The organism is Variovorax sp. J31P207 (assembly GCF_030316965.1).
In the GTDB taxonomy this organism is placed as follows: domain Bacteria; phylum Pseudomonadota; class Gammaproteobacteria; order Burkholderiales; family Burkholderiaceae_C; genus Variovorax; species Variovorax ginsengisoli_B.
Genome location: NZ_JASZYN010000002.1, coordinates 572,387 through 589,284 on the forward strand (window position 1 = coordinate 572,387; position 16,898 = coordinate 589,284).

Here is a 16,898-nt window from a genome sequence, read left to right on the forward strand (position 1 = left end):
TTCGAAACCGGGTTGGTCGGCACTCAACTCGACCTCTGCAGCGGCCAGACCGTTTTCATGGGGTCGGCGTGGACTTCGCGGCGGCGCCAGCGAACAAGCGACTGAACAGTCGCGCCATGTCGTCGTCGCACGGGGGGCTGTGCGCCAGGCGAACGTTCATGGCAAAGCCGTCGAACGCCATGAGCGCGACGCTTGCGAGCATGTCGCTCTCATCGGAGGGCGTCCCGAGGCATTCTCGGATCCAACCGGCCACGCGCGACTGGAACAACTGGCGTAACGCCGGGCTGTAGTCGCCGTTGCCGCTGCTGGTGGAGACGGCTTGCATCACGTTGTTGGTGAAGCCGTTGTTTTCGCGGGGCAGGTCGCGCCACAGCGTCAACAACAGCTTTCGCAGTCGCTCTTGCGGATCGGCGATCCGGCGCTGCGCGCGCTCGAGCTTGTCCAGGCGTCCCAGCAACCACGGCGAATACAGCTGGAACAGGATGTCGATCTTCGATTGAAAGTAGACGTAGACGTTGGCGGTCGACATGCCTGCCTCCCGCGCGATGCCGGGAATGGAGGTTTCGCTGTACCCCTGTCCGCTGAAGAGGCGGAATGCAGCCTCGAGGATCGCATCTCGAACCCCTTCCTTCTTGCGTTGAACCATTTGCCGATGCCTTCTTTTGGTGCTCGCGCCGACGGCGATGACCGCAGCGCCCGATGCACCAATTGTGCTTCCAATCGTTGGCTGTCACATTTTCAAAAATGAATGGTATTCGCTATTGACAGCCATCGAGGCGACTTCTAGAGTTCACTTCGATCGCAACTCGAGTACCCGGAAAGAGCAGTTCTCGAGCTCGGCGATGCCAAGGAAATCAATGTCCGGGCCCCGCATGGCCCGGTGCTACGCGACTCATGAAAGGCCTTCCATGACTGCCACACGACAAGCTTCCTACTTCACCCCGCGTCGCCTGGGGCATGTGAATCTCTGGGTCGATGACATCCCGACGTCCGAACGCTTCTACAGCGATGTGTGCGGCCTGCGCGTGGAGTTCAGCGAGCCCGAGCTGGTCGCCACCTTCCTCGGAACCGGCCATACGCCGCATGACCTCGGCATGATCCAGAAGACCAATGGCGTGGACCGCTACGGCAAGGATGGTCTGCTCCAGTTGCCCGGCACCATCGGCCTGCATGCCGGCCTCAATCACCTGGCCTGGGAACTCGAGAACGAGGCCGATCTGGTGGCGGCCTTCAGGCGCCTGAAGGACGACGGCGTTCCGACCGACATCACGGTCGACCATCAGGTGGCGCACAGCGTCTACATGTTCGATCCCGACGGCAACTACAACGAGTTCTATTGCGACACCGTCAAGGAATGGCGCCAGGTCCTGAGCGGCCCGATGGCGCTGATCACCACGCACTGGGACCCGCTGACCGCCGAGGGCTTCACCGAAAGCCGCTACGACACGGACCCGGTGCTGCGCACCAACACCGCGGCGCCGATGCGCCCCTGGCGCATCACGCATGCCGTGCTCGAGACGGCGCGCATCGAGGAGATGACGCGCTTCTATACCGAGATCGGCGGTCTGCACGTGGTGGCGCACGAGGAGGGCGTCGTCTACCTCGGCGCCACGCAAGCCCAGTACGACCACCACCTGGTGCTGGTGCCCGCGAACAGCGCGAGCTACCACCATGCGAGCTTCCAGCTGGCCGACGAGGCCACGCTGGATTCGGCCATCGCGGGCCTGCAGACGCAGGGCGTGGCCATTGCGCGCCAGGTCGATCTGCCCTGGAAGCGTTCGATCTTCCTGCGCGACCCCGACGGCCTCTGCAGCGAGTGGTACGCGAAGCGCCCAGCGCCGCGCGCGCTGTCGGCACTCGGCGAACTCGACCTGGTCGAAGCGGCCTGAGCGGTCCCCGTTCGGCATTCAACAGCCTGAAAGACAACAACCATGGCAAGAAGCGCAATCATTTCCGGCGGCGGCATCGGCGGACTGGCCACCGCGGCCGCCCTGGCCCAGCGCGGCTGGGATGTGACCGTCTACGAGCGCCAGTCCGAGCTGCGCGCGGCCGGCTCGGGCATCTACATCTGGGAGAACGGCCTGCGCGTGCTGGAGGCACTGGGGGCCTATGAAGAAGCCACCGATGGGGCGTTCCACGGCACCCACTTCGAGCAGCGTGACAATCGCGACCAGATCATCGAGTCGGCACCGATCGCCTCGGACAAGCGCCTGCTGACGGTCCTGCGAAGCCGGCTGCTGGGCTCCCTGAAGTCGGCCTGCGAGCGCGCCGGCGTCAAGGTCGTCACCAACGCCGAAACCATCGGCGCCACGGCCGGCGGCGAGTTGCTGCTGGCCAACGGACAGACGGTGCGCGCCGACCTGGCGGTCGGCGTCGACGGCATCTGGTCGCGCGTGCGCCAGAGCCTGGGTCTGGAGCTGCTGCACGAGCAGACCCGCGAGGGCGCATTGCGCACCATGATCGCCTCCCGGCCCGGCGACTTCGCGGCGCAGGATGTCGGCAAGTACATCGAGAACTGGAACGGCACCCGCCGGCTTCTGGTGACGCCGGTCAATGCGACGCAGATCTACCTCGCATTGACCTGCCTGCAGGACGATGAAGCGCGCAATCTGCCGCTGAACCGGCAGCTCTGGATCGACGCCTTCCCGCGCTGGGCCCACTTGATCGAACGCATCGGCGACACGCTGAGCTGGGGCGTCTACAGCGTGACGCGCAGCCGCGCCTGGTCGGCCGGCCGCACGGCGATCGTCGGCGATGCCGCGCATGCCCAGCCACCCAACCTGGGCCAGGGCGGCGGCATGGCGATGCAGAACGGCCTGGCCATGGCCGTGGCGCTAGAGCAGGCGCAGGACCCGCGTGACATCCCCGCGGCGCTGCAAGCCTGGGAAGCGGCGGAGCGTCCGCTGGTCGAGCACTGCCAGCGCTGGTCGATCCTGTACGGCGAAGTCACCTGCCTGCCCGACGCGGTGCGCTCGCAGGTGATCCGCTCGGCCATGGGCGACGAATGGGTCGCGGGCCAGGTCTTCAAGGCCGCCAACAGTTCACCCACCGGAACGGTGGCACCTCGCCACTGACCGCACTTTCTCAACTCAAGGGCTCCATGATGAAACTACTCAAAGTCTTTCGGATGTTCGCGACGGGATTCGTGCTCGCGATGGCCGCCGGCAGCTGGGCCGCCCAGCCCGTGCGCATCGGCATGAGCATGGCCAAGACCGGTGCCTTCGCCGCCGCCGGTGCCGGCCAGCTCAACGCCTACCAGCTGTGGGCGGAGCAGGTCAACGCGGCCGGCGGGCTCGATGTGGCGGGCACCCGGCGGCCGGTGGAGCTGGTGGTCTACGACGACCAGTCCGACCCGGCCAAGGCCGCGGCGATCTACGAGAAGCTGATCACCAGCGACAAGGTCGACCTGCTGCTGTCGCCCTGGGGCTCGCCCGCCCACTTCGCGGTGGTGGGCGTGCTGGAGCGCTACAAGTTTCCGATGGTCGGCAGCTCCGCGGCTTCGCTGCAGATTCGTTCGCTCAAGGCGAAGAACATCTGGTTCCCGACCTCCGCCATCCCGGATGCGCTGGGCGCAGAGCTGGCGAAGATGATGCAGGCGCAGGGCGTGAAGTCGGTCGCCATCAACACGGTCCAGCTGCCCTTTCCGCAGGAGATCAAGCGCTTCCTGGTGCCTGCCGTGCAGGCCGCCGGCATCAAGGTGGTCCACAACGAGGAGTACGCGCCGGGCATCAAGGACATGACCGCGAGCATGGTGGCCATCAAGCGCGCCGCGCCTGACGCTGTGATCTCGCTGTCCTACCCTGAAGACTCGATGCTCTACATGAAGCAGGCCCGCGAGCAGGATCTCCGGGCGCCCTTCCAGTTCGTGGCGGTCGGCCCCAGCATCGCCTTCTTCTCGAAGATGTTCGGCGCCAACCTGGACAACATCGTCACCCTGGGCCATTGGTCGCCGGACCAGAAGGCCTGGCCGAAGGCGAAGCCCTTCTTCGACGCCTACCAGGCCAAGTACGGCGAGGCACCCGACTATCTCGACGTCGCGCTGGCCTGGGTGTCGGCCGAGGTCCTGCAGCAGGCCGTGGCCAAGGCGGGCCTGGACAAGGACAAGCTGCGCGCCGCCATCGCCTCCGGCACCTTCGAAACCATCGACGGCCCGGTTGCCTTCGACGGCGTCCAGAACCGCCTGACACCGGCGATGTTCCTGCAGTTCCAGCAGGGCAAGGGCCAGATCGTCTATCCGCCTTCGCAGCAGACCGCGTCCTTCGTCGCCAAGAGCGGCTGGCAGAAGTAGGCCCGGCCCCCTTGCCCACGACGCTCCGGCGAACTCCATGGCACAGATACTGTCTCCCGAGCTGCTGCTGGCGGCGTTGATGCTCGCATCGACCTACGCCCTGGTAGCTCTGGGCCTGAACCTCATCTACGGCGCCATGCGCCTGCTCAACGTGGCCCATGGCGACCTGATGGTGCTGGGCGGCTACGTGGCCTGGAGCGGCTTCACCCTGCTGGGGCTGAGCCCGCTGCTGGGTCTCTTCGGCGCGATGCTTCTTGCGGCGGGGCTGGGCATCGCCTGCTACACGCTGTTCTTCAAGCGGCTGGTGCGCAACACGGCGATCGCGGCGCGGCTGGAGGCCAACTCGCTGCTGATCTTCTTCGGCGTGTCGATCATCCTGCAGAACCTGATGTCGCTGGTGTTCACGGCCGACGCCCGCAGCTACAGCTACATGGACACGCTGGTGCAATGGGGCAGCGTGTCGATCGCCCTCAATCGACTGGTGATCCTGGGCATCAGTGCCGGCGCGACGCTGGCGGCGCTGTGCTTCCTGCGCTTCAGCGTCTTCGGCATCGCAATCAGGGCCTTGATACAGCAACGCGACGCGGCGTCGCTGATCGGCATCGACGCCGATCGCATCAACATCGTGGTGTTCTGCCTGGGCTTCGCGCTGGCCGGCCTGGCCGGGGCGCTGATCAGCATGACCGAGAGCGTGACGCCCTTCGGCGGCTTTCCCTTCACGATCGCCGCCTTCGTGGTGGTCATCCTCGGCGGCCTCGGCTCGCTCGGCGGTGCCGTGGCGGGGAGCCTGCTGCTGGCCTTCGTCGAGGTCTACGGCGTGACGCTGACCTCGGCGGCCTACCGCTCGATCCTGGTCTACGGCTTGTTCATTCTCATCCTGTTCGTGCGGCCGCAGGGGCTGTTCGGACGAAAGGCCAACTGATGGCACGCACTGTCATTTCTTCCGTCGACAAGGGCGGCCTGACCGTGGCCGCGTCGTTGACCGGCGTTGCCGCGCTGTCGCCCCTGATCCTCAGTGCCTACGGGGTCGGTGTTCTCACGCAACTGTGCGCCTGGATCGCACTGGCCGGCAGCTGGGTCGCGTTCTCCGGCATGACGGGCTACATCTCGCTGGGCCACGCGGTGTTCTTCGGCCTTGGCGCCTACATCATGGCGCTGGGCTGGCAGCAGATCCCGATCGTGGCGATCCTGCCGCTGGCCGGCGTGGCGGCGGCGGCGCTCGCGCTGGTGGTGGGCTTTCCGGCGCTGCGCGTGCGGGGTCCCTACTTCGTGATCCTGACCTTGGGCATCTCGGAGTTCCTGAAGTACGTGGTGGTGGCCATCGAGGCGTCGCTCGGTGCCGGCGGCCGACTGCTGATCGACACGCCCGACACCGTTGTCCTGTTCTATCCGATGCTGGGGCTGGCCCTGGCCGCCACCGCGATCAACGTCTGGCTGACCCGGTCGCGCCTCGGTGCCGCGCTGCGTGCCATCCGCGAAGACGAGACGGCCGCGGCCACGGTCGGCGTGCCCGTCACGCGGATCAAGATGCTCGCCTTCGCGGTGTCGGCCGTGATCCCCGCCATGGTCGGCGCACTGAGCGTGCTGCGCAGCACCTACTTCGAGCCCATGCAGCTGTTCAGTCCGACCACCTCGTTCACCATCGTGACCATGGCGATCATCGGCGGCAGCGACCGGCCCGCCGGGCCGATCCTGGGCGCAGCGTTCATCCTGTTCCTGAGCGAACTGCTGTGGGCTCGGGCGCCCCAGACCTACATGATCCTGCTGGGCGCGCTGCTGATCGGCTTCGTGCTGCTGGCGCCGTCCGGACTGTCGGGCCTGTGGGCCCGGCGACGTTCGGCGTCGCTCAAGCGTCGCGCGGTTGTCGGGAGGCCGGCGTGAGTCTTCTTTCCGTGCGCAACCTGGCTCGCCGGTACGGCGGCAACCTGGCGGTCGACGACGTCAGCTTCGATGTCATGCCGGGAGAAATCCTCGGCGTGATGGGCGCCAATGGCGCGGGCAAGACCACGCTGTTCAGCATGATCGCGGGCAACGTCAAACCTTCGTCGGGACAGATCATGCTCGAAGGCCAGGCGATCCAGGGGCAGCCGCCGGAGCGCATCAATGCGCTGGGTGTGGCACGCACCTTCCAGATCGTGCGGCCCTTTCCGGGCATGAGCGTGCTGGAGAACGTGGCCGTCGGTGCCATGTACGGGCGCGGGCGCATCGCGTCCCCTGCGGAAGCCCGCGAACATGCCTTCGCACTGCTGCGCGAGACCGGGCTCGCCGATCGAGCGGACCTGCCGGCATCGCAGCTCAACCTGGCGGGACGCAAGCGGCTGGAGATCGCCCGCGCGCTGGCGACCCGGCCCCGCCTGCTGCTGCTCGACGAGGTGCTGGCCGGGCTCAATGCCACCGAGGTGGGCGCGGCGCTCGAACTGATCCGCGAAGTGCGGGAGCGCTACGGGCTGAGCATCGTCATCATCGAGCACGTGATGAAGGCACTCATGCGCCTCAGCGATCGCATCGTGGTCATGCACGAAGGTCGCAAGGTGGTCGAGGGCCTCCCTGCAGAGATCGCCAACGATCCTCGCGTCATCAAGGCCTACCTGGGAGAACGACGCCATGCCGTCCCTGCTTGAGGCGCTCGGCGCCAGTGCCGGCTACGGCGAGATCCAGGTGCTCGACCAGGTCGACGTCGCGATCCCCGCCGGTTCGATCACGGCCATCATCGGCAGCAACGGCGCGGGCAAGTCCACCTTGATGCGGTCGCTGGCGGGCCTGTTGCGCCTGCGGTCGGGCCGCATTCGCTTCGACGGCGCCGACGTCACCGGCCGTTTCGCCCACCAGCGCGTCGACGACGGCATCGCGCTTGTGCCCGAAGGCCGCCTGGTGTTTGCGGACTTCACGGTCGCCGAGACCCTGCGCATCGGTGCCTACCTGCCGCGCGTGCGCAAGGGGTGGCGGGCGCGGGTGGACCTGATGTATGAGCTCTTCCCGCGGCTGAAGGAGCGGCGCGCCACCCCGGCCGGCCTGCTGTCCGGCGGTGAACAGCAGATGCTGGCGTTGGCGCGCGGCCTCATGTCCATGCCGCGCGTTCTGCTGCTGGACGAGCCGAGCCTGGGCCTGGCGCCGGCCATGGCGGACGAGGTGTTCGCCGCGCTGCGTTCGATCCGTGCCCAGGGCGTGACCATCGGCATGGTGGAGCAGAACGTCTATGCGGCGCTGTCGATTGCCGACACGGCCTACGTGATGGAGGATGGCCATGTGGTCCGTCATGGCCCTTCGGCATCATTGATCGACGATCCGATGATCCGCCAAGCCTACCTGGGATTGTGATGAGGCCACCCATGCTCTACCGCCAGTTCGCCAGCCAGGCAGAGATCGACGCCGAGTACAACCCGGCGGCCCGGCTGAGCGACCCGGGCGCCTACCAGCGGCACTACGTCGAACAGAGCCGGTTGGCGCGCGAGCGCTTGCCTGGCCTGCAGGGCGTTCCCTTCGGGCCGACCTTGGCCGAGACGCTGGACATCTTTCCGGCGGCGAAGCCCGGTGCGCCGGTCTTCGTCTTCATCCACGGGGGTTACTGGCGGGCGTTCTCGGCCGGTGATTTCAGCTGTGTCGCGCTGGGCTTGCATGCGCTGGGCATCACGACCGTGGTCGTGAACTACGCCTTGGCGCCGTGGGTCGGCATCGACGAGATCACGCGCCAGACGCGGGCCGCACTGGCCTGGGTGCTGCGCAACATCGAGCGGCACGGCGGGGATCCGGCGCGCGTGGCCGTCGGCGGGCACTCGGCCGGCGCCCACCTGGCGGCCATGGCACTGCAGACGCGCTGGCAGGATGACTACGGCCTGCCCGAAGATCCGTTCCGGGCCGCCGTCCTGGTCAGCGGCCTGTACGACCTGGAACCGCTGCGCCACAGCTATCTGCAGCCGCAGATTCAGCTGGACGACGGCGTGATCCGGCGCAACTCGCCGCTCATTTCGATTCGCGCCTGTCCCACGCCGGTTCTGCTGACATGGGGCGGTGAGGAGAGTGCGGAGTTCGTGCGGCAGTCGACGGCTTTCCATTCCGCATGGACCGGTGCGGGCAATCTGTCGCTGTGCGCACCTCAACCGGGCGCCAACCACTACTCGGCGATCGTCGGCTTCGAGCAGAGCGCAAGCCCGATGTGCGAGTGGCTCGAGAGTCAGCTAGTTCCGCGGCGCTCTACTGAGCGCTCGCTGGCGGCATGCTGAATTCGCAAGGTCAGCCCGTCTACGTCAGTGGCGGTTGTCTGACACTGCGTCCAGCTTCAGCTTCAGACTGACTGGTTGCAGCCGGTCGCTTGCGAACCGTGGCACCCGCTCCTTGAATCCCCGAGGATTGCCCGGTAAGCTGGCGCTCTCCTGAGATATCAGGGGTATTCCAAGCTTGGATTTGCGTGCTCGTCGCCCGAATGGTGGCGTTCGTCGCAAAGGGAGGCAAGGATCGCGTCGAGCGTCAAGAATCAAAACGGAGGGAAGTTCATGGCCCATCCCTTGACGACGCAGGTTGAACAACATCCCGGGGAGTCAGCCTCCGGGAATTTGCGCCACTAGGTGCGCCATGGACCCATGGCGCCTGCCACCACGCGTTGCTGCGCTCTGGTCGCTGGCGGTGGCTGTTCTGCTGTCAACCCAGTATTTGTTCCAGCCCTTCGTGTGGGAAAACTGGCCATGGGATGAAGTGCTTGCGGGCTGGCTCGAGGTCCTGGGCCACTGCATCGTCGAAGGCATGTTCGTTCTCGGCGCGCTGCTGCTCGCGTCTCGCCTGCAGTGTCCATCCCCGTTGGCATATGCCTGCGTCCTGATGGCCGCGGTGGCCTTGGGCACTGCCTTCGGGAATGTCGCCCTTGTTGTTGCCGGCTTCCAGAGCGCCGCGCCCGACACGGCCTGGGTGGCAGCGCGTACGGTCCGCTGGGCGGCCATCTCCGGCTGTAGCGTGGCCACGTTCGGCCTTGCGTCGCGCACCAGTCGCTTGCGCGCGGAGGCACAGGCGAATGACCTTCAGCGTGTGCAACTGGGCCGCCAACTCGTCCAGGTCCAATTGCAGGCGTTGCGCAACCAGATCGAGCCCCACTTCCTCTTCAACACGCTCGCGACGGTCCGGCGCCTGCACCAGACGGAGCCCGCGGAAGGTGCCCGGCTCCTGGCGTACTTTCTCGACTACCTGCACTCAACACTACGCCAGCAGCTTCAGGGGCAGTTCACCACGCTTGGGTGTGAGTTGGATCTCGTGCGCGCCTATCTGGCCGTCGTCTCGGTGCGCATGTCCGGACGATTGCAGGTGGCGTTCGAAGTGCCTGCCGAGCTACGCGAATGCGTATTTCCTTCCTTGTGCATCGCGACCTTGGTGGAGAACGCCGTCAAGCACGGAATCTCCGCGTCGCCCTCCGGTGGCGAGATCTGCGTCCAGGCCAAGCTGCATGGCGACGAAGTCGAGGTCGCCGTACGCGATACCGGCGCCGGCTTTAGCGGCTCGGGCGGCAGTGGCGTGGGCTTGGCCAATATCCGCGCCCGCCTGAGCACCCTCTATGGCGCCTCCGGGGTGCTGAGGGTAGAGAGCAACAAGCCAAGCGGCGTTTGCGCCAGCATCCGACTTCCCCGTTCGATCCAGGAGGCCACGCCATGACCCAATGGAAGAGCGGATCGGATGATGGCGGCTGGCGGCGCTCTCTTTACCTTTCTGCGATCTGGGGCGTGGCGACGTGGATCGTCGAGGTGGCGGTATTGCCCATCTCCAGCTTTGGATTTGCAACGTGGCTGTCGGTAGCGTCGATGGTTTTTGTTCAATGGTTCATCACTGGCATGGGCATGGCGTTCTGCGTGATGTGGGCCGAGCGGCACCTTGGATCCAGGCTGATCGTTGCAGCAGTCGTCCTTGCCTTGGGATGGGGAGTGCTGATCGCGATAGTCCTTGTCCCAGCGGCTTGCCGCCTTGGCTACCTAAGGGCCCTCGGTGTCATGTTCCCAAGCCTGGAGGCACCATGCGAAGCGCATCACATCATCGGCACGTGGGCATACACGACGTGGGAGACACTCCTTATCGCAGCGACGTTTACGCCCGTCTATGTCCTGAGCGTCCGGGCTGCCCGAACGCGCAGCATGCTCGGGCGTGCAGAACTTGCGCGTCGTCAAAGCGAGAAGGCGGTCGAACAGGCCCAGCTGCAGATGCTGCAGAGACAGATCGATCCGAGCTTCTTCTTGCACGTGATGGAAGTCATTCAGGACCGCTACGGTCATGACCCCGTGGCCGCGGACCGCCTGCTTGACCGGCTCGTCGCGCTCCTGCGCAGTCTCATGCCGGGACTTCGCAGCAACAGCTCCACGCTCGAGGCGGAATGCTTCATCCTTCGCGCCAGCGCCCATCTCCAGGATGAACTCCATCCAGGCGGAGGGCGTTGGGCGATCGACCTGCAGGGCGAGGACATCAGGCGCATCCCATTTCCGCCACAGCTGCTGTTGCCGATGCTCGAGGAACTGCGCGGTAGCCCTTCGCCGCGCCCGGCGTGGTCGGTAAGTGCCCATCTGGAAGGGGTTGCACGGCGCATCGTGATCCAGGTGAAACGGGCCGCGGAGCCTTCCTTGGTACGGTTGCTGGAAGAACGCATGCTCGCCGGCTTGCGTGCGACGTGGGGGGCCGATGCCGCGATCCACGTTGAGGTCGATGCCTCCAGCGAAACGACCACCTTCACGCTTCGCTCTGGCGCGACGCCGCCCGTCGCGATGCCCAATGCCATCGAGGCCGCGCCGGAGGCGGATCCGATTCGCCAACCCGTCCTGATTCATTAACCCGGAAAGGAGCCAGAAATGAGCGACGACCCTCTCAATGCGCTGCCCGAGGAATTTCGCGACGTGGACACCATGCGGCGGATGCTGCTGGCCCTGTTGCCCACTCTGGCTATTGGTGAATCCGCGCACGCGCAGGATGCAGAAAAGATCCAACCTCGCGCCTACCGGGTGGCATTCGAGAACGACAAGCTGCGTGTCCTCGAGTTCAACAGCCGACCGGGCATGGGCGTATGCGGCACCGGAATGCATTCGCATCCACCCCATCTCACGGTCGTCCTATCCGACACGAGAGCGCGGTTGACATTGCCCGACGGCAAGGTAGAGATCAGGGAGGCCAAGCTGGGGCGCGTATTTTGGAGCGAGGCGGAGACGCACATGGTCGAGAACATCTCGGGCAAGGATTCGCGAGCCCTTCTGGTCGAACTGAAGTCGGGCGAGGACTCCAAGAAGAAGACTGGATGAGCGCCATGCGCCGACACACCGCCCTGGTCGCCGAGGACGAGGACGTGCTGCGCGAAGAGCTGCAAGCGCATCTTCGCGACCTCTGGCCGGACCTGCATATCGAAGCCAGTGCTGGCAACGGCCTGGAGGCCTTGCTGGCGCTGGACAGGCACGTGCCCGACGTCGTATTCCTCGATATCGAGATGCCGGGGCTCAATGGCATCGACATCGCGCGCCAGATCCAGGGGCGCAGCCATGTCGTCTTCGTCACCGCCTACGACGCCTACGCCGTGGCCGCGTTCGAACAAGGTGCCGTCGACTATGTCCTCAAACCCTATGATCTGCCGCGCCTGTCGCAGACAATTCGGCGGGTGAAGGAGCGCCTCGGCAGCGCCCCGCCTTCGCTGGACATGCTGTTGCGCGAGCTTGCAGCGGCCAGGCCGGTACGCGATCACCTGCGATGGATCAATGCATCGCAGGGCCAGGACGTCAGGATCATTACTGTCGACGAGATCTGCTACTTCAGGGCCGAATCGAAGTACACCTTGGTGATCACGGCCGATGGTGAGTCGCTGATCCGCCGCTCACTCAAGGAATTGCTGGAGCAACTCGACCCTTCGCAGTTCTGGCTGGTTCACCGTTCGACGATCGTCAATGCCAACGCAATCGCCGGCGTATCCAGGGACTTCAGAGGCCATGTGCACCTCAAGCTCAAGCAGCGCAGCGAGACATTGGCTGTGAGCGAGGCACATGAGCACCTGTTTCGATCGATGTAGCGGCGCATTCGTCATGCCTTCGCCGCGTTCGTCGCAAACGCGAGCGGCCTTCAGGGCAAGGTTGAACAATGTCCATGTGCGACCGCGCTCGCGGCCGGCCCGAACCAGGAGGGACCTTCGATGAACCGCAGAGACAATCTCCGTGCGCTGGTGGCGGCCATCAGCATCTCGACGGCCGGCGTGGTGGCATGCGGTGGGGGAGGCGGGGGCCCGGCCTTCGTTCCGGCCGCACAAGACAAGCCCGTCACCATCACCTCGCTGGGTACCAACACGGTCGACCTCTGGAACAAGGTGGCCGCCGACACGGTCACGGTGCCGGCCGCCACGAGCGGCACACCCGAAGAGCGTCAGCCCCTCTACGACGCCGACATGGCGACGTTGAATGTGGCCATCTATGACGCGCTCGCCGCCATCACGAAAGCCTACCGCCCATTCATGGTGACCATGCCGGACGATCCCGCACGCGGCTCGCTGTCCCAGGACTATGCCGTGCATGGCGCGGCGTACACCGTTCTGTCGACGCTGTTCCCATCGCGTTCCGCCAAGTACCAACCCACGAACGACGCAGCGCTTGCCGCCGCGGATTCGGACGCACAAGCGGCCCTGCAATTCGGAGCGGAAGTCGCCCGCAAGGTCCTGGCGCAGCGGGCCAATGACGGCCGCTGGACGCCGGTTCCGGCCTACGTGCCAGGCACAGCCCCCGGGCAGTTCCGAGGCGTCAATCCGGTGGGCTTGACGCGCCCTTACCTGCGCCCGTTCTCGCTCAGGGCCGCCGACCAGTTTCGCGCAAGCGGTCCGCCGGCGCTCGACAGCGCTGCATACGCTGCCGATGTGGGCGAAACCCGAACCATGGGAAGCGCCAGCAGCACGCAACGCACCGATGCACAGACCGAGAACGCACGCTTCCACACGGAGGCGCCCCCGCTGTTCTGGACACGCAACCTGCGCCAGTTCGCCACCAGCAAGCCGACCCTGGTAGAGAACGCCAGGCTGATGGCGTTGCTCTGGGTTGCGCTGGCCGACGCCAGCACCGCGTGCTTCGAATCGAAGTATCACTTCAATTTCTGGCGTCCGACAACCGCCATCAGGCTGGCTGAAACAGACGGCAATGCAGCGACCGAGCCGGACCCGCAATGGACGCCGGTGGTGACCACGCCCAATCACCCCGAATACCCCGCAGCGCATGCATGCAACGCCGGCGCCCTGGGAGAGGCTCTTCGCCAGGCATTTGGAACGAGCCGCGTCCAATTCACTTTCAACAGCACCGTGACCGGAACCACGCATCCGTTTGATTCGGTGGAAGCGATGAGCGAGAACGTGCAACAGGCTCGCATCCATGGAGGCATGCATTTCCGCACCGCGACCGTGCATGGCCGCGCGCTGGGCGAAAAGGTCGTCCAGCAGTTGCTGCGGGAACACTTCACGGCAGCCAGTCCATAGGCCGGCGCCCTGCCAAGGAGCATCGCCATGGAATCGCATGACGTCGTGTCCGAACCAGGCACCGACCGGCGGACGCCCGCGAGCGGGTCCTCGCGTGTGACGCGCCGCCAGATGACGGTGCTCTTCTGCGACGTGGTCGGCTCGACAAGCCTGGCGGAACGGCTCGACCCGGAGGACGTGCTGGACGTGCTGTCTGCATTCGGCGACCTGATGGGTCGCGTCGCGCGGAGCTTCGGAGGTCACGTCGCTCGGATCGTCGGCGACGGCGCCGATGTCTATTTCGGCTATCCACTCGCAAGCGAAGACGACGCGGTGCGCGCGGTGCATGCGGGCCTGGCCATCGTCGAAGAAGCCGGGCGGCTGCATCACACCTGCGGCATCGCGACGCCAGTGCAAGTGCGCGTCGGCATTGCGACCGGCCTCGTCGCGGTGGGAGCAAGGGAGGGCCTCGCGATCGCCGGAAGCACGCCCAATCTCGCGGCTCGCATACAGGCGGTGGCGCGTCCGGGGCAGGTCACCATCGCGCCCGGCACGCGCCGCATTGCAGGCGCCCAGTTCGAGTACCAGGACCTCGGCGACTTCGAGCTCAAGGGGTTCGACGAGCCTGTGCGACTCACCGCGGTCACGGGCGCGGGCGACCCTGACGGCCGTTCGGCTTGGCGGGGCCATGACACGAAGATCCCGCTGGTGGGTCGCGAAGCCGATATCGCGCGCCTCAAGGCGCGCTGGAACATGGCCACGACGAACCGCCGCATTGAGAGCGTATTGGTGGTTGCCGAACCCGGCCTCGGGAAGTCGCGATTGGCTTCGGGGTTCGACCAGCAGATCGCCTCCGTGGCTCACACGACGGTTCGCCTGCAATGCTCGCCGTTCCATTCCAACAGCATATTGCGGCCCGTGGTTCAACACCTCGTGCGGGCGGCGGGTTTCGCGCGGGCAGACTCGCCGGCGTTGCATGTCGAGAAGCTGGACGCCCAGTTGGCCGTCGCCGGCATAGGCGCCGAGTTGGATCGCAGACTCATCGCCTCTTTGGTGGAGGTCGACGGCGCCAGTGGCAACCCACCGCTCGACCTGCCGGCCGCGATGCAACTGCAGATGACGCGAAACGTGCTGTGCCGGTACTTCATGGGACTCGCCACCGAGAAGGCCCCCTTGCTTCTCATCGTGGAGGATCTGCATTGGATGGACCCGACATCGTTCGCCCTGCTTGACCAACTGTTGGCTGGCGCACAGCGTGCGCCGATGCTCGTGGTGCTGACCAGCAGGCCCGAACGCCCTTGCGAACTCGCGGCGCAGCCTTCGCTCATCCGCCTTGGGCGACTCGACGAGCAGGCGTCGCGCGAAGTGGTGACAAACATGGCGGCCAGCATGGCGTTGTCTACAGCGGACATCGAAACGATCATCCGCAGGAGCGACGGTGTGCCCCTGTTCCTCGAGGAAATGACGCGCATGCTTCTGGACTCCCGCGGCCGCCGATGCGATGCCATCGCTCGGCCGCCGGAAGTCCCCGACACGCTGATGGACCTACTGATGGAGCGCCTCGATCGCCTGGGCAGTGGCAAGTGGCTGGCCCAGGTCGCAGCGGTGATCGGGCACGAGTTCAGCCGACGCTTGCTGTACGGCGCGGCAGGCATGGACCCGGCCGCCTTCAACGAGGCACTCCACGCGATGCTGCGTGCCGGCCTGCTGCTGCGGGTCGATGTCCAGGGCGAGCGATTCTCCTTCAAGCACGCATTGATCGAAGACGCGGCCTACGGCTCGATAATCGTCAAGACTCGCGCCATCCTGCACGGGCGGCTCGCGGACTTGCTGACGAGCGAATTCACCGAAATCATCGAACGCCAGCCCGAAGTCGCTGCGCGCCACCTGTCGCGCGCGCTCAGGCCGCTCGAAGCGGGCCGCTATTTCCTCCGGGCGGGCGAGCAGGCCCTGCGACGGGGCGCCCCTCGCGAGGCGGCCGCGCACCTGTCGGAAGGGGTCTCCGTGCTGGCCGCTGCGCCAGCCGGCCACGAGCGCAGCGAAGCGGAGCTGTCTCTCCTGTCCACACTCGGGCCCACCACCATGGTGTTGACCGGCCCTGGCAGCGAAGCTTTCAGGGATGTGCAGCAACGCGCATTCACGTTGTGTCATGAGCTGCCCGGCGCGCCGCGCCAGTTCCCGGTGACCTACGGCCTTTGCCTCTATCACTGGGGCCGCGCCGAACTCGAGACCGCGCGATGGCTTGCCGAAGATCTGTTGAAAGTCGCCGACCTCAGGCGCGACGACGCCGAAGCCACGATCGCCGCGCACAACATGAGCGGCATGATCAAGCTGAGCCTGGGCGACGTCCGTGCAGCGCGCGCACACCTGGAACGCTCGGTGGCCTGCTACGACCCGCAGCGCGATGCCTCGCTCTACCCGGTCTACCTGATGGACTTCGGCGTGTTCGGCCGCTTCTACCTCGCGCTCGCCACCCTGATCACCGGCGACGAAGAACTTGCAGGCCGGCACGTCCGGGACGCCCATGAACTGGCCGCCCGTGCGAACCAGCCGCACACGCTGGGCTTTTCGATGGCTGCCAATTGCTCCATCGCGGTATTGCGCAACCAGCCGGGCGTCGCGCGGACGTTCGCGCAACAGTGCATTGACTTCTGCACGCAGACGGGATTCTCGGAATTCATGGGGTTGGCCCGCATCTCGCGTGGCTGGGCGACGGCGCGCGACGGACAAACCGCTGCCGGGCTGGACGACATGGAAGCCGGAATCCGCCTGTGGCAGGCTACGGGGTTTGAGAACTGGCAATCCTGGTTCGCGAGCCTCAGGGCGGATCTGCTGGTCGAAATGGGCCGCAGCGACGAAGCCTTGGCGGAGTTGGACCTGCACCTCGGGCGCATGGATCGTAGCGGAGAGAATCTGTTTCGCAGTGTGCTGCTTGCACAGAGGGCCATGCTGCTGGATGTTGATCGCAACACACGGGAGAGGCTGCTTGCCGAGGCGACAGGAATTGCAGCCGCCCAGCATGCCATCACCTGGATTCGCCGAATCGAGACACGACGAGGAGCGTTCCGTTCGCTCCCGAATGTCGGCTATCGGACGACTTGAACTTGAGTCGTGAATGTCTGTTCGTGGCCGATTTTTGCCTGCCACATGGTCAGTGCGCACACGCTCCGGAAGCCCGCA

15 protein-coding genes are annotated in these 16,898 nt (G+C 65.8%); 14 read left to right on the plus strand and 1 reads right to left on the minus strand.

Going from position 1 to position 16,898, the window contains the following annotated elements:
* Window positions 1–55: 55 nt before the first annotated feature.
* Entirely contained in the window at window positions 56–646 is a 591-nt protein-coding gene (locus tag QTI68_RS08295) for a TetR/AcrR family transcriptional regulator (protein WP_286520890.1), read from the minus strand.
* Between the two features lie 262 nt (window positions 647–908).
* Between QTI68_RS08295 and QTI68_RS08300 the strand changes: the two genes are divergently transcribed.
* From QTI68_RS08300 to QTI68_RS08365, 14 genes are all read left to right on the plus strand, one after another.
* Window positions 909–1,889 carry a VOC family protein gene (locus QTI68_RS08300; protein WP_286520891.1) on the plus strand — a complete coding sequence of 327 codons (981 nt, stop codon included), beginning with the start codon at window positions 909–911 and terminating at the stop codon, window positions 1,887–1,889.
* A gap of 42 nt (window positions 1,890–1,931) precedes the next feature.
* Window positions 1,932–3,074, plus strand: coding sequence for an FAD-dependent oxidoreductase (locus QTI68_RS08305; RefSeq protein ID WP_286520893.1), 1,143 nt, complete (start codon window positions 1,932–1,934; stop codon window positions 3,072–3,074).
* 26 nt (window positions 3,075–3,100) lie between these two features.
* Window positions 3,101–4,288, plus strand: coding sequence for an amino acid ABC transporter substrate-binding protein (locus tag QTI68_RS08310; protein WP_286520894.1), 1,188 nt, complete (start codon window positions 3,101–3,103; stop codon window positions 4,286–4,288).
* Between the two features lie 37 nt (window positions 4,289–4,325).
* Window positions 4,326–5,210 carry a branched-chain amino acid ABC transporter permease gene (locus tag QTI68_RS08315; RefSeq protein ID WP_286520895.1) on the plus strand — a complete coding sequence of 295 codons (885 nt, stop codon included), beginning with the start codon at window positions 4,326–4,328 and terminating at the stop codon, window positions 5,208–5,210.
* Window positions 5,210–6,169 carry a branched-chain amino acid ABC transporter permease gene (locus QTI68_RS08320; protein WP_286520897.1) on the plus strand — a complete coding sequence of 320 codons (960 nt, stop codon included), beginning with the start codon at window positions 5,210–5,212 and terminating at the stop codon, window positions 6,167–6,169. The genes QTI68_RS08315 and QTI68_RS08320 overlap by 1 nt, the downstream gene beginning before the upstream one ends.
* On the plus strand, window positions 6,166–6,909 hold the full coding sequence (locus QTI68_RS08325; protein WP_286520898.1) for an ABC transporter ATP-binding protein: 744 nt from the start codon (window positions 6,166–6,168) through the stop codon (window positions 6,907–6,909). Before QTI68_RS08320 ends, QTI68_RS08325 begins: the two co-directional genes overlap by 4 nt.
* The gene (locus QTI68_RS08330) at window positions 6,893–7,606 is read left to right on the plus strand and encodes an ABC transporter ATP-binding protein (protein WP_286520899.1); all 714 of its coding nucleotides are present in this window, start codon (window positions 6,893–6,895) and stop codon (window positions 7,604–7,606) included. Before QTI68_RS08325 ends, QTI68_RS08330 begins: the two co-directional genes overlap by 17 nt.
* Before the next feature lie 11 nt (window positions 7,607–7,617).
* On the plus strand, window positions 7,618–8,508 hold the full coding sequence (locus QTI68_RS08335) for an alpha/beta hydrolase (protein WP_286520900.1): 891 nt from the start codon (window positions 7,618–7,620) through the stop codon (window positions 8,506–8,508).
* Window positions 8,509–8,857: 349 nt separating this feature from the next.
* Window positions 8,858–9,922: a sensor histidine kinase gene (locus QTI68_RS08340; protein ID WP_286520902.1), complete on the plus strand. Its 1,065-nt coding sequence runs from the start codon at window positions 8,858–8,860 to the stop codon at window positions 9,920–9,922.
* On the plus strand, window positions 9,919–11,082 hold the full coding sequence (locus QTI68_RS08345; RefSeq protein WP_286520903.1) for a sensor histidine kinase: 1,164 nt from the start codon (window positions 9,919–9,921) through the stop codon (window positions 11,080–11,082). The genes QTI68_RS08340 and QTI68_RS08345 overlap by 4 nt, the downstream gene beginning before the upstream one ends.
* 18 nt (window positions 11,083–11,100) lie before the next feature.
* The gene (locus tag QTI68_RS08350; protein ID WP_286520905.1) at window positions 11,101–11,544 is read left to right on the plus strand and encodes a hypothetical protein; all 444 of its coding nucleotides are present in this window, start codon (window positions 11,101–11,103) and stop codon (window positions 11,542–11,544) included.
* Entirely contained in the window at window positions 11,541–12,299 is a 759-nt protein-coding gene (locus QTI68_RS08355) for a LytR/AlgR family response regulator transcription factor (RefSeq protein WP_286520906.1), read from the plus strand. Before QTI68_RS08350 ends, QTI68_RS08355 begins: the two co-directional genes overlap by 4 nt.
* Before the next feature lie 120 nt (window positions 12,300–12,419).
* On the plus strand, window positions 12,420–13,739 hold the full coding sequence (locus QTI68_RS08360; RefSeq protein WP_286520907.1) for a vanadium-dependent haloperoxidase: 1,320 nt from the start codon (window positions 12,420–12,422) through the stop codon (window positions 13,737–13,739).
* A 27-nt stretch (window positions 13,740–13,766) separates the two neighbouring features.
* Entirely contained in the window at window positions 13,767–16,820 is a 3,054-nt protein-coding gene (locus QTI68_RS08365; protein WP_286520908.1) for an AAA family ATPase, read from the plus strand.
* Window positions 16,821–16,898: the final 78 nt, after the last annotated feature.

Coding starts and splice junctions, on each gene's coding strand:
- QTI68_RS08320 (WP_286520897.1), top strand. CDS start 5,210: ATGGCACGCACTGTCATTTCTTCCGTCGACAAGGGCGGCCTGACCGTG.
- QTI68_RS08315 (WP_286520895.1), top strand. CDS start 4,326: ATGGCACAGATACTGTCTCCCGAGCTGCTGCTGGCGGCGTTGATGCTC.
- QTI68_RS08345 (WP_286520903.1), top strand. CDS start 9,919: ATGACCCAATGGAAGAGCGGATCGGATGATGGCGGCTGGCGGCGCTCT.
- QTI68_RS08355 (WP_286520906.1), top strand. CDS start 11,541: ATGAGCGCCATGCGCCGACACACCGCCCTGGTCGCCGAGGACGAGGAC.
- QTI68_RS08335 (WP_286520900.1), top strand. CDS start 7,618: ATGCTCTACCGCCAGTTCGCCAGCCAGGCAGAGATCGACGCCGAGTAC.
- QTI68_RS08300 (WP_286520891.1), top strand. CDS start 909: ATGACTGCCACACGACAAGCTTCCTACTTCACCCCGCGTCGCCTGGGG.
- QTI68_RS08305 (WP_286520893.1), top strand. CDS start 1,932: ATGGCAAGAAGCGCAATCATTTCCGGCGGCGGCATCGGCGGACTGGCC.
- QTI68_RS08340 (WP_286520902.1), top strand. CDS start 8,858: ATGGACCCATGGCGCCTGCCACCACGCGTTGCTGCGCTCTGGTCGCTG.
- QTI68_RS08365 (WP_286520908.1), top strand. CDS start 13,767: ATGGAATCGCATGACGTCGTGTCCGAACCAGGCACCGACCGGCGGACG.
- QTI68_RS08350 (WP_286520905.1), top strand. CDS start 11,101: ATGAGCGACGACCCTCTCAATGCGCTGCCCGAGGAATTTCGCGACGTG.
- QTI68_RS08295 (WP_286520890.1), bottom strand. CDS start 646: ATGGTTCAACGCAAGAAGGAAGGGGTTCGAGATGCGATCCTCGAGGCT.
- QTI68_RS08330 (WP_286520899.1), top strand. CDS start 6,893: ATGCCGTCCCTGCTTGAGGCGCTCGGCGCCAGTGCCGGCTACGGCGAG.
- QTI68_RS08360 (WP_286520907.1), top strand. CDS start 12,420: ATGAACCGCAGAGACAATCTCCGTGCGCTGGTGGCGGCCATCAGCATC.
- QTI68_RS08310 (WP_286520894.1), top strand. CDS start 3,101: ATGATGAAACTACTCAAAGTCTTTCGGATGTTCGCGACGGGATTCGTG.